The sequence below is a fragment of the Lysinibacillus sp. AR18-8 genome (assembly GCF_001705465.1).
GTDB classification, from domain to species: Bacteria; Bacillota; Bacilli; order Bacillales_A; family Planococcaceae; genus Lysinibacillus; species Lysinibacillus capsici.
On record NZ_MDGU01000004.1, the window covers coordinates 1 to 13092 of the forward strand.

Annotated in this window: 12 protein-coding genes; 2 read left to right on the forward strand and 10 right to left on the reverse strand. The window is 33.8% G+C overall.

Annotated elements, in window-relative coordinates:
- Window positions 1–1252 precede the first annotated feature (1252 nt).
- The 3 genes from BFM98_RS01390 to BFM98_RS01400 all read right to left on the reverse strand — a co-directional run bounded on the left by BFM98_RS01390 (window position 1253) and on the right by BFM98_RS01400 (window position 3470).
- Window positions 1253–1696, reverse strand: a complete 444-nt coding sequence (locus BFM98_RS01390) for a hypothetical protein (RefSeq protein WP_175400693.1) — start codon at window positions 1694–1696, stop codon at window positions 1253–1255.
- Between the two features lie 151 nt (window positions 1697–1847).
- Complete coding sequence (locus BFM98_RS01395) at window positions 1848–2582, reverse strand: hypothetical protein (protein WP_066036331.1); 735 nt, start codon at window positions 2580–2582, stop codon at window positions 1848–1850.
- Between the two features lie 294 nt (window positions 2583–2876).
- Window positions 2877–3470 (reverse strand): recombinase family protein, encoded by a 594-nt coding sequence (locus BFM98_RS01400; protein WP_066036332.1) that lies wholly within the window; start codon window positions 3468–3470, stop codon window positions 2877–2879.
- A gap of 161 nt (window positions 3471–3631) precedes the next feature.
- On the opposite strand from BFM98_RS01400, the gene BFM98_RS01405 reads away from it, so the two are divergent.
- Together BFM98_RS01405 and BFM98_RS01410 are read left to right on the forward strand one after the other, a co-directional pair.
- On the forward strand, window positions 3632–4372 hold the full coding sequence (locus tag BFM98_RS01405) for an AbiU2 domain-containing protein (RefSeq protein WP_066036333.1): 741 nt from the start codon (window positions 3632–3634) through the stop codon (window positions 4370–4372).
- A 365-nt stretch (window positions 4373–4737) separates the two neighbouring features.
- A complete protein-coding gene (locus BFM98_RS01410; RefSeq protein ID WP_066036334.1) occupies window positions 4738–5460 on the forward strand; it encodes a hypothetical protein in 723 nt (240 codons plus the stop codon).
- Between the two features lie 505 nt (window positions 5461–5965).
- On the opposite strand, the gene BFM98_RS01415 is transcribed toward BFM98_RS01410, so the two are convergent.
- From BFM98_RS01415 to BFM98_RS01445, 7 genes are all read right to left on the reverse strand, one after another.
- Window positions 5966–6931 carry a hypothetical protein gene (locus BFM98_RS01415; protein ID WP_066036335.1) on the reverse strand — a complete coding sequence of 322 codons (966 nt, stop codon included), beginning with the start codon at window positions 6929–6931 and terminating at the stop codon, window positions 5966–5968.
- Window positions 6932–7452: 521 nt separating this feature from the next.
- Window positions 7453–8547 (reverse strand): hypothetical protein, encoded by a 1095-nt coding sequence (locus tag BFM98_RS01420; protein ID WP_066036336.1) that lies wholly within the window; start codon window positions 8545–8547, stop codon window positions 7453–7455.
- 298 nt (window positions 8548–8845) lie between these two features.
- Window positions 8846–9895 carry a tyrosine-type recombinase/integrase gene (locus BFM98_RS01425; RefSeq protein WP_066036337.1) on the reverse strand — a complete coding sequence of 350 codons (1050 nt, stop codon included), beginning with the start codon at window positions 9893–9895 and terminating at the stop codon, window positions 8846–8848.
- 104 nt (window positions 9896–9999) lie between these two features.
- Entirely contained in the window at window positions 10000–11364 is a 1365-nt protein-coding gene (gene accC / locus BFM98_RS01430; protein ID WP_066036338.1) for an acetyl-CoA carboxylase biotin carboxylase subunit, read from the reverse strand.
- A 14-nt stretch (window positions 11365–11378) separates the two neighbouring features.
- A complete protein-coding gene (gene accB, locus BFM98_RS01435; RefSeq protein ID WP_004231133.1) occupies window positions 11379–11885 on the reverse strand; it encodes an acetyl-CoA carboxylase biotin carboxyl carrier protein in 507 nt (168 codons plus the stop codon).
- Window positions 11886–12085: 200 nt separating this feature from the next.
- Window positions 12086–12640, reverse strand: a complete 555-nt coding sequence (locus BFM98_RS01440) for a SpoIIIAH-like family protein (protein WP_066036339.1) — start codon at window positions 12638–12640, stop codon at window positions 12086–12088.
- Window positions 12641–13060, reverse strand: a complete 420-nt coding sequence (locus tag BFM98_RS01445; protein WP_066036340.1) for a hypothetical protein — start codon at window positions 13058–13060, stop codon at window positions 12641–12643.
- Window positions 13061–13092 lie beyond the last annotated feature (32 nt).

Here is a 13092-nt window from a genome sequence, read left to right on the forward strand (position 1 = left end):
GTTTTATGTAGTTCGATTACAATTTTTTTTCACTTTCGTTATCGCCTCATGAGTGTTTTTTTTTTTGGTTTATTGTTTTTTTGTTTTAAATAATCCCGCGACCACCGAGATCTACACGCGTAAGATCGTCGGCAGCGTCAGATGTGTATAAGAGACAGACCTAACTCTTCATTATTGTGAATTATATTACAATTATATTTCTTAAAAAACTCACTCATTTTTTTGCTAAGATATTCATCTGTAATATTTTCTTTAGGATTAACCATTAAAAACTCAATCATAACTTATCTCCTTCAATATAAATTTACTATTAGCACTATCCAATTTATTAATTCTATCCTGTAACATTTCAATAGCACCATGAAATATTTGTAAATAAACTATACCATTTTACATAAAAAAAGGATATAAACATGTAGTTTATATCACTTATTTTTCGGAGGTTACACTAAAGACAATGCAATCTAAAAGGAGAAACTTCGGAAACTATTCTTGATTTATTCACCAATGATTCCAATACTCTTCAAATTCACAAAGTTACTATCGTATCGCTTCATTTCCCTTTTGGTGTGCGTGTAGCAGGTCACTTAGATTCTTCAGTCATCATCATCAAAATATCGGAAAATGCCCCCTACCTGAGCCTCGCCATGTGACACTTGAAACGGCTCTGTGACAAGCTTTCCACCTCCACTAAGCAATATCCAACTCAACCTCTAGGGACAAGATATAAGCTTGCTAGGCTTCTCTCACAAGCCATCCGAAAGCATCAAGACCGCTCAACTAAAAGGTGCAAGCTTATGCCAGCAATTGATTGTTTTAGCTATCATATCGTTTCGTTCGGTAGGTCAATTCGTGTGTGTGGAGCAGGACTGGGTGTGTTGTAATTAATGGAGTGCTGAATATCGCTAATTAGGGGGCTACCTACCGTCACTTGTATATATTTTCCAAATCCTTGTCAGATGCCCTTCCGAGACGTTTTGACGCTCACATGACTTATGTATCGACCTCACCTGTGACTGCTCTGTAACAAACTCCTGCGAGTTCACTTTGTAGCTCGAACACACTCACTGACCTGCAATATCACTTCTAGGTAAAATGTGAATTTTACCTGTAACTTTAAAATTCAACGAGCTGTCATAAACCCCTATGTATTAACTATATTTGATTAATGTTTCTAAAATGGTTGCGGCTAAAAAATCCGATTTCTTAAGATAAAAAAGAAGCACATCTATACGATATGCTCCTATATACACTAATCAATAAAAACAGGTTCTAAATCCACCTTAACTTGATGCTCTGCTAATTTAAAATTATATTGCTCTTTTACAGTTTGAGTAGGTAAAGCTAAAAACTTAAAACTGCAATATTGCTTAATAAATTCTTTAGCATCGCTTTCGGTTGCAACAATACCATTTGAAACTAACGCTATTTTTAAACGTGCTGTTGCTTTCGTCCCCTGTAAATGATTCTGATACAATCGAACACGTTTATTAATAGTACGGCCTACATATAGTAAGCAATCACCATTTGCTCCAATTTCGTATCCAATACTACTAAGATAATCATTTAAAGCATCTAACGCATCATCATTATCATTCAGTATGCTCTGTGTATGAATGAGTATCACATATACACCTGCATCTTCAGTTAAATGTGAGGGTTTAAGCCCTTTGAAACAAACAGAATTGCTATTCACTAAACTTTGAGTAACTTTGTACATTATTATCATCCCCATCCATCATTTAAACAATATTAAGTTAAACAACTATTGTTAAACAAACATTAGCATACTTTAGTATTCAATACAAATAAAAAAGCATATCAATCAAGATACGCTCCTTTTTAATCTATATTTCAGCTATCTTACAATAAAGTCGTTCAGGAAGTTCCCCCCAAAAGCTCTGTAATGCTTCTTTATACTTAATAAGCTCTGAATCGTTAATATTCAATACTTGTTCATTCAATACTGTTCTATGTGATTTCATTAAATTGTAGTCGCTGATTTCCGACTTAAAGAAATCAGGTCTTAACTTTTCTAATGTAGTCGCTGCTCCGCCATCACCATGCTTAATAACATTGGCTAACAACCTCAATTCATTTATATCTGACCAATTCTCTATCTTTTCAATATCATAATCAAAATGTTTAAACCAACTTTTAATATCTCTAATTCCATTTGTACAAAAATCTTTAAACTCAATTTCTTTACCTTTTTCATTACATAGAGTTATTCCTGATTTCTTTATTTCATCATACAAAAATTTTCTAACTTGCTGTTCCCAAAATTGATACATTGTTGAAAACCACATTAATTTACTATTATATCTAACTAATGAAACTGCTTCATAATACTCTAAACCCTTTTCAAATGCAGAATCTACAAAATCAGATTCATCATGTATCTCTGGGTTAAAATACTGTCCTAAATCTTCATAATGACTTCTTGCTATTTTGTCTGCTTCTTCTTCTAGGTTACTAAACACTACAGCAACTTTATTAAAATAAACATCAGCATAATAATCATAAGGTCTTTGAAATCTTTCACGTAGTTGCTTATATAAATACAACTGTGCTGTTGCCATTATTCACACCCACTTTCAAGAAATAAAAAGAGCCGTTCGTAAGTATTAAAATGTAACCCACCACCTGCTCTTTATGGAGAGTTGACCTATTGCTCTCGGACAAGTTCCAAACGTCCCATACGGAAACGCTTATACGGTCTTACCTTGACAGCTTTATGTACCATGCTAACACCTCCCGATTAGTTAAGGTGGTGAGTTGGATATATTTTATAATAATTGGAAATACGAGTATATGATATATTTTTGCTGTAAATAAAACATATTAGCTTTGATACGTCCCTACCTTAATAACTATTAAAATTCCTGTGCCAATTTCTCAGCTTTACGCTTCTTAGATTCACGTTTAAGCGTACTCATACTGATTTTAGTACCTCTGTGGTGCATTTCCTTTTCTACCTGTGCAAATGACATTGTTTCAAGTAGCTTCATTGCTTCATCAAGTTGGTATTGATTGTACTTCTTTGGTCTACCTTCCTTGAAATCCTCCTGTTGTTTTGCGATTGCCTTACCTTCTTGTGTACGCTCAACAATCATGTCACGCTCGAACTCAGCAAAAGCTAAGAAAATATTCTTAATAAGCTTTGAAGCAGGTGTATTGTCCAAAATACCAATGTTTAATATATGTACCTTGATACCACGCTCAACTAATTCATTTACTAGCTTACTACCTTGCCATGCCGAACGGGCAAAACGGTCTAGCTTAGTGACCATTAATGTATCACCTGCTTCAAGAACACTTAGAAGCGCATTGAATTGTGGTCTATCTGTTTTAGTCCCAGTAAATTTTTCTTGATAAATTATACTAGCTCCATTTTGCTCTAGTTGTTGAATTTGAGCTTCAAGGTCTTGACCAATTGTTGATACCCTTGCATATCCATAAACTGTCATTTACACTCCTCATTTCACGTATACTTTTGACCTTTAGTTATGACACCGTTTGATACCTTGATACTACCGCACCGACCTTGCGGTGTCAATACTTAAAAGTTTTGAACCTAAATAACGATTGGTAAAAAATGTTGTATAATGGAATTAGGGAGGAGCGCTATATGTTATCTAATATTAATTATAAAGAAGTTCTTTTAGAAAGTTTCCATGCCGATTATATCCTTAGACACGAAAAAATATTTTATGAAGTAGCACAAATTAATAACGAACTATTACTACTAGAAAAGTTCCATAATATTGAGCCTGTTTTAAAAGAACTTTGGTTGACTGACGAACTAATTGTATTAGCAATAGTATATCGAAGTATGTTCGCACATCTTGCCTTAAAATTTGTAAGAATTACACTTGACCCTAACTCTGAAACATATACCTTATTGAACTTTAAAGATGATGTATTCCGAAGTATAGCCCATAGCGAATATAAGAGCTTTATTAGTCAACAATTAAAGGGGAAACTTGGTAATAAAAATTTAACCGAAAGAGTAATTAAAGCTAGAAACGAATTTTTAGCTCATAAAAACACTGCATTTACGACAACCACCGACTATGATTCTGAGGATTACATTAGTTTCAATGAACTTAAAGATTACATTTTTGAGATGAATGATATTTTTAGTGCATTAACATTCGAAATTAGTAATACTTATGATGAAAACAAATACGCTAAGAACGTTAGGGAATCTTCTATATCTACATACGAAACAAGTATCAATAAGATTTTAAAGAAAGTCCTTAGCAGTTCTGAGGAAATAGTTGATGGGGAGCCTGCTCGCTTTAGTTCACTTAGTCCCACTACAAAAGAACTTCTAAGAGGACTAAAGATTCTCAAACCCTCGACATGATAAACCTACATCTCGTTGTTGATTTCGATAGCGTTTAGAAGTATCGTAAACGCTATCGTCAAGCCTTAATGATTCCCTAACAATCTTCACATTAGTTACATCTGCTAGGGAAAACTACAGATTCCATTACTTGACCTAAAAGTAACGATAACTAGGTCAAAAAGAATGAACAATTCAAGTTGAATAGAAATGGTCAAACATCATCGTATCGTGAAAGATAACAAGGTCACCTTACTGTGGGTATTTCATGTACTCCAACTTTAGCACCCTCTGTTTTACAATATTTGATAAACTATACTTTTTCTTCAAAAATGTTATTATATTAGATAAAGAAATAATATTCACTAAAGGAGTTTGATTGAATTTTGGAAAATCCTGCATTAAAACTTCATTCAATTTTACATGAAATCTGTAGCTATCAGACAAACGCAAACATTCAAGACGCATGTTTTGGGGCATTTAAAATTGAAAATGGCAATTTCATCGAGCTAGCAGTTTGCTTGAACAATCTGCAAAATTTGTTAAATGAGACAAAGATTTTAACTGAGCAACATGAGCAGTTAAATATCTTTACAACTCAGAAATTCTTACAAAGAACTCAAGTAGCTCTTGAGAAAATTAATTTTAAGGACAACTTAGGAACTTTCAAAAGTTATATGAACGATGAGACACTTACCGCACTCTCATATATTGCCCAATCAATTAATTTTAACTATACTTTTTCTAATTCTAATATTAACACTGACACTATCAATGAGTTACAAGTGGATATAGAAGAACTAATAATAAGTATTTCGGAATCAGAACTTCCACCCGAGGCAAAAGCACTCTTGATAAAAAATCTTTACTCTATAAAGTCAGCATTACATCATTACATTCTCTTTGGTGAACAAGAACTTATAAAAACTTTAGAAGAAACCATAGGTTCTATCTTTGTTAATAACGAAACACTTACTGAAGTTAATGGTGACCAAAATGTTTCACGTTTCTTTGGTGTGATTGATAAATTAAACTCTCTATTAGAACTAGGAAGCTCGATTAACGATAAAGTATTACCGTTTGTTAAAGAGTTTATGAAAATTTCATAATTATCATAATCTCAATTCTACAACTAGCTCAATATCAACACTCATTGGTTCTCGTTAAAAGTCTATATGAGTGTTGATATTGTTCTGATACGCTGTATAGTCACCTTCGCTTCACTGAGATTAAATGAGATAGGTAATTGACTACCTTGTCAACGAGCGGTTATGCTAACTGTTGTGATTCCATAGCTAAGCCAACATCAGCACTTACAACCTCGTTAAAAGGTTCTGTAAGTGTTTTTATGTTGTTGCTGTAAGCTAAACAGTAATAAGCCACCTACTTTGTCTAGCACCTCAACACGATGCATGTGTTTAGAACGTAATTTGGGATTTGAGAAAAAGAAAGAACAACAAAAAAGCACACCAATTAATGATGTGCTAATGCAGTATTAATCTACAATTGTAGTTATTCGCACTATATATAATATATGTCTCAATCAATACTATATATATTTTTTTAAGGGTCTGTATAATATATGGTGCAGATAAGTGCAATTGTTGAAAACATCTAAAAAGGAAGTTCAGAAAGAGGTATATCAATTTTAGGGATTTGCGCTTCTCGTTCTTCTCGTTCCCGCTTCTTGATGGCAAGATAATCTTCACGCTTCATGACTTCCATTTTCTTAAATGGTGCAGTTTCATCCAAGAAGAAATGGTATTCATTTGTATAGTAAGTAGTGGCTTTTCTGTCATTATCGTACATACCGACTACAAAATACTCCTGATTAAATTTATGTTCAATCATTCGATAACCTTTTAAGAAGTCCATGTAGTTCACAAGTGTACGTCTAGCAATCCCTGTTTCAGCAGATAACTTAGATAGCGGAACATCATAGCCATCAAACCTGTCATTCTTATGCTTTAGCCAACTGTACAGATAAAACGCTACAACTCCTAAATCTTTGTTTGCCATACAGTACATAAAGACGTTGAAGTCCACTGAATGGGTTTCAGTTACATCATAGAAAGTACCTTCAATTTCTTCTTCCTCTATTTCACCGTCAGCGTTTATGCGCTGTATAACTCGCTTAAATGCTTTGATTGGACGCTTCAAAAAGAACATTTTAGGGATAGGTGGTAGTATATCTTTACCTAATTCAGAGGACATAGAGAATGAAAGTCCTTCATCTGAGCTTTTCTCAAAAGTCCAAGTCACAGGGAAGTCTTTTGTTGATTCAAGGTATCCAATTTCTTCTAGTATACCACCTTTTTTAGTGATGTAGTTCATTGTACGATTACTCTTGTTGTAACCTAAAATCTCCTTGATAACATTCACATCAAGAAGCACCTCAATGTTAAAGTATTTGCAATTACGATACAAGAACTGTGTTAGATAGCAGTAGCTATAAGCAAATGCTACATGTGTGCCATCTGTAATGTTATCCTGTAAGTCACTAAATATTTCATTGGGCAAGAATATATCTGATTCCTTTCCTGTAATGCTTAATACTTTGTTGATTTCTTCAATCTTCATTATAAATCTTCCTTTTCCTAAATTATTATTTAGGTACTCAGAGCCAAAAAAAAAGGTAGACAACACCAATCAGACCTTCTTATTACTAAGAAAAGTCCAAATTAGTATTGTCTACCGCTGCATGTTAGTAGAATGTAATAGGTTTCATATAGTATGAGCTTCAATGGCTCAGTTAATGTTTAAGTTTCATTGTAAATGTAAAGTTTCATATTATAGCTTTAAGTGCCTAGAATCAATATTATACAAGATTAATAACTTTTTGACAACTATTTCCGATAACCTACAACATGGTGATAGATTGGTGCAAAAATGACTGACTATGTTTTAGAAAACTAACTATATAAAAAGCATTACTATTTTTAAAAAGCAATGCTTTTTATACTTAAATTGCAAACTCTTCATTATATTATACTTCTTTTTCTACCTCCTCAACTCATTACCCCATTTATTATCATTACAGTTGTACATTATCATCTTTTAAATATATCACTTAGAAATATTAAATTTTAGTCATATACAAATCATTTTTTTCCCACTGTGAATGTTTTTTCAATTACTTCATATTCTCCATTTTTTAAAATTATATGGTTTACTACTCTATAACTATTATTGAGTATTTCATCTTTAATATCTATATTTATAACTATTTTATTATTTCCTTCTTTTAAATAGTCTTCATATTTAAGTTTATACTTATATTCTGATACCGTTTCTTTTAAAATATAAGCTTCATTAAATTTATTTATTTGATTATCAAGTACTTTCATAAAATTTTTATTTGAACTAGCTCTAGTCTGCTTAACTTCTAAAAACGTAGGAATAAATGCATCTTCATTAAGTATTAAACTATCTGTTAAAACATACTCACCTTTACTATTCTCATGGTAAAAAGCAATATCTATTGCATTTGGAGTATAATATTCACTTTCTATAATCAAAAATTCTTGCTTTTTTATCGATTCAAATTTTACATTTAACTTCACAGGTTGAACATAAAAAAGCACTCCAAAATAGAAAACGAAAAATGAAACGCTTAATAATATACCTAAGTTCTTATTGATATACTTTTTCGCTTTAAAAATATCAATTATTTTAATTCTTTTGGTAAGGATAAAAATAATACAAATCAATAATAGAAATAAAGTCAATGTAATTATAATATAATTTTGTAAATATGCACCTAAAGTTACTACTACTATTAAACCAACTACAGTGGCGTAAATAGCCATTAATTTACAAGTAACAAAAATATTATAATAATATTTATTTGCTTGATTAATCGCTTTCATTTGATGACTTGAATTACTGCCTTCCCCAAAATAATAACTAAAACTGTATAATTCAAAATATACATATTGTAACACTCTAAAGAACACTATTATTAAGTATGAAACAACCAAAACTATTAATATATGCTCCGTTCTAAAGGGAAAGTAAATATATATTTTATCCGAAAAAATGTTTATAAAAATCTCTAGGGTCTTTTTAGCAAAAAAACCAACTGTTCCAAATAAAGTTAAAATTAATACAATTCTCGAAGAGCGTTCAACAATTGTTAAATCATTATGCTCTTTTTTTATATTTCTTATATTTTTTCTTAAGTATTGTTTTCTCAATCCAATTCCCTCCTCTTTAGTTAATTTACGGATATAAACTTAAATAGTTTCTTTTTTGAGTTATATTCTAAAAAAACCTCTCGCATCCCTAACTATTTCTTCAGCATCTATATCCAAATACCTCTTTGTGACAGCTAAGTATCGCTTACAATAAAGGAGAATGATTATTTAGCAAGTTAAGATGACAAGAAAGCTAACTCGAAAAGCATAAGTAAAATCCCAAAGCCTACTGAAATACATTTATTAACACTACTTCTAAATATGGAAATTCACTTGGTATTTGTTCTTAATTTTTGGCTTACAAGTAATCTCTCAACCCTTTCAACACTTCATCTGAACTTAAGCCCAAGTACCTCGTAGTAGTAGAAAGGCTTTTATGGGAAAGTGCCTTGCTAATTAATACTACATCGGCACCCTTTTTTCTCAAATTCGTTGCGAATAGCCTTCTAATAGCGTGGGCGCTTATATTATTCAATTTATACTTTTTAGCATAGTATGAGAGCCTTTTTGTTATTGCACAAGGCTTTGTTTCTACATCAAGCGAATCACCAAACTTGCTTAGGAAAATCACACGATTTCGCTTTTTATAATGATTCCGGATAATATCATTTTGGGCTATTAGGCGCTTTAAATAGATTGCTAAATCATCATCAAAAGGTAACTTCAAAACATCATGATTTTTCATAATATCACCCGTCAATAGCAATGAATTGGTTTTAAAATCTATATGCTTCTCTTCTAATTGGATGAGTGTATTCATACGAATACCTGTTTTGTAAATAGTTAATACAGCTACTGCATCACGAAACTGAATGAAATTAGTCATATCTAGTAACGACAATAAAATTGACAATTGCTTCTCATCAGCAGGAAGTTTGATTTTAGTATCTACTCGTATCCGAACATCTTTCCAAAAGTTTCTCTCTATCCATCCGTTATCGAAAAGTCGATTTAAAACAGCTTTAATGACACGAAGACGGCTTTGTTTCGATACATCTGAAATATCCCCTAAGCTCGCAAGCCAACCAAATATAGACTCCAATTTAATGTCATCTACGTATTCAATTTTCATTGCATCTACTAATCGTTTAAAAGTATAAATATATTCACTGATAGTCGCTTTACGAACGCCCGACAGACGCATTTGCTCTTTCACAATTAACAAAGCACTATTAATTTCTACACCTTTCTTACCTTCATGCAATTCAGCTACATCGATTATTAGCTTTGCTGGAGTAATCAGTATTGTATCTTCCTCTTTAAACGTACCCTCAAAACTTGGTAGCTGTATAGCTTCAGTCACATCCTCTAAATCAAAAATCCCTGTACGCTGACCTTTTCTAGCCAAATTAAAAACCTCCTAACAATTGAATGTTAGAAGGTAATTTTATTGCGATATTTGAAATGCGTTCTATTCCCTATTCTATTCCACAGCGTACTGTTTTCAGCCGATTAAGCTTTGACATTTACACCTAATACGTCGTTCTCTTCCAAGAATTTCGTGTTAAATTGCGCAGATTTGAAAACGTCATTGTTCATTAACGCTTGGTGGAATGGAATCGTTGTATTAATTCCAGGACCAGATACTTCGAATTCACTTAAGGCACGGTTCATTTTCGCAATCGCTTCTTCACGTGTATCCGCATGAACAATTAGTTTTGCTACCATTGAATCGTAATATGGTGGGATTGTATAGCCTGCATAGACAGCAGAATCAATACGTACACCATAGCCACCTGGTGTTATATACGTATCAACAGTTCCTGCTGAAGGCATGAAGTTTTTATAGGCATTTTCTGCGTTAATACGGCATTCAATCGCCCAACCATTTAATTTTATATCATCTTGTGTGAATGGAAGCTTCTCACCAGATGCAATTTTTAATTGTTGTTGTACAAGATCTACACCAGAAATCATTTCTGTTACTGGGTGCTCAACCTGAATACGAGTGTTCATTTCCATGAAGTAGAACTTGTCCTCTTGATAGTCATAGATAAACTCGATTGTGCCAGCACCTTCATAGTTACATGCTTGTGCCGCTTTTACTGCAGCTGCACCCATTTCAGCACGACGCTCAGAGGATAGGGCTGGAGATGGAGCTTCCTCTACTAACTTCTGCATACGACGTTGAACCGTACAGTCACGTTCGCCTAAATGCACCACGTTACCGTAGCCATCTGCTAAAACTTGGATTTCACAGTGACGGAAGTACTCGATAAATTTCTCTAAATATACGCCAGGGTTACCGAATGCTGCAGCAGCCTCTTTTTGCGTAATTTCAATACCTTTTACAAGATCTTCTTCTGTACGTGCTACACGGATTCCTTTACCGCCACCACCAGCAGTTGCTTTGATGATGACAGGGTAACCAATTTTAGCAGCCCATTCTTTACCAGTTTCGATATCTGGTACAATACCAGTACCTGGAACAAGTGGAACGCCTGCTGCTTCCATTGTTGTACGTGCAACGTCCTTGATGCCCATAATTTTAATAGAATCAGATGATGGACCGATAAATTTAATGCCAGCGTTTTCACAAGCTTCAGCAAAATCAGCGTTTTCTGATACGAAGCCATATCCTGGGTGGATGCCATCAGCACCTGTCTTTTCAGCTACGCTAAGTAGCGCTGGGAAGCTAAGATAAGAATCTTTTGATAGCTTCGGTCCGATGCAATAAGCTTCGTCTGCTAACTTCACATGTAATGCGTCAGCATCTGCTTCAGAGTACACAGCAACCGATTGAATGCCTAACTCTTTACAAGCACGAATGATACGCACAGCGATTTCGCCGCGGTTTGCAATTAAAACTTTTTTCATTTGTTTTGCACTCCTTACTCAGCTTTTACAAGGAATAATGGTTGGCCGTACTCTACTAAGTCGCCATCTTTAACTAGAATTTCAACGATTTCCCCTTGCACTTCTGCTTCGATTTCGTTGAATAATTTCATTGCTTCTACGATACATACGATTGTTTCGTCCCCTACTTTGTCACCCACTTTTACGTAAGCAGGAGAATCTGGGTTTGGTGCTTGATAGAAAGTACCGACCATTGGAGATACAATTTTATGTAACGATGGGTCGTTAACTGATGGTGCCGCTGCAGCTGGTGCTGGCGCTTCTTCTTTCGCTGGTGCAGGTGTTACTGCTGGAGCTTCTGCTGGTGCAGATTGTTGTACAACAGGGGCTACTACTTCTTTTTTAGGTGCTACAGTTTCTGTAACAACAACATTATTCTTTTTAAGTTTTACTTTTGCGCCATCTACTTCATACACAAACTCGTCAATAGAAGAAGAATCCACTAATTTGATAATTTCACGAATTTCTTGAATTTTGAACATTTCTAACTCTCCTTATGAATTAAAATCTACTACAATAACTATTCTATATTTTTTCGTATCAATTTGAAATAGTTAAATGAAAATTAAGTAAATATGAACAAAATAAAAGGCTTTCCTTTACTAAGCGAAAGCCTTTTCATGAAGCTGATATATAACAACCTTTTAATAATTAACTAAAAATTTATTTTTTTCTTTATTTTTTAATAATTATTTGCACTGAACTTAACTTGCACATCATTTGCGCCTTCCATCTCTGTTTTTACCAGATAAATAATTTCGTTTGCTTGGGCTTTTGACAATTCCTCTGCCATAACTGTCACCGACACTTTTTCTCCCTCAGCACGAACAAACGCATCAGAGTAGCCTAATGATTTTACGAGCATCTCAAGCATAGCTTCAGCTGATTCACGTTTAATAAGGCCATCCATTTCATTATATGCCTCATTTTTTTCTTCGGCAGAATATTCTTCTGAGGCAATCTTTTGTGTTAACTGTTCACGAAGCTGACTTCTCTCATCACTAACCTGCATACGCATTTCTTCAAATAAGTGACTTGGTGAAGATACTTCTTGTGTTATATCATTTGTTGCCTCCTGACCTGTAACACCTGTGACAGCTGTTTGTTGCAGTGTATCATCTGTAAAAATAGTAAGACCATTGAATTGCTTTGCTGGATCTACCAAATAATACACTGAAATGACTGCTACTAAACTTAATAATGTCATAAACCAAACTGTTCTTCTACGTACGCGCATTTACTTTTCCTCCTTATTTTCCATTGGAACGATAATAATTCGATGAATCGGTAATTGCATCACTTGACTGACGACAGCACGAATTTCATTTTTCACAAAGATATCGGAAGCACCCTCTGACACAACGAGCATTCCCGTCACGTTTTTCGCGCCTTGTTCAGTCCCTCGAAAATATTGGCTGAATAGTTTATTGGCATCCTGATCATCTGTCATCTCTCCATAATAAAAGTAGACTTTAACCTTTCCAACACCTTCCATTGCCTTCAGGGTTTGCTCAAGTTTTTCTTCATTCGTGAGCGGTGAACCTTTGTCGCTTGTTGAATTCGTTTGGTACATAGGTAAAATGATGAAAATTCCCACGGAGGCAGCTATCAAAATTAAAACCATCAATGACGTTGTTTTTTTTCGTGTCTTTTCCACATCACTTGTACATTGCCTCCTTTCATCTTCTC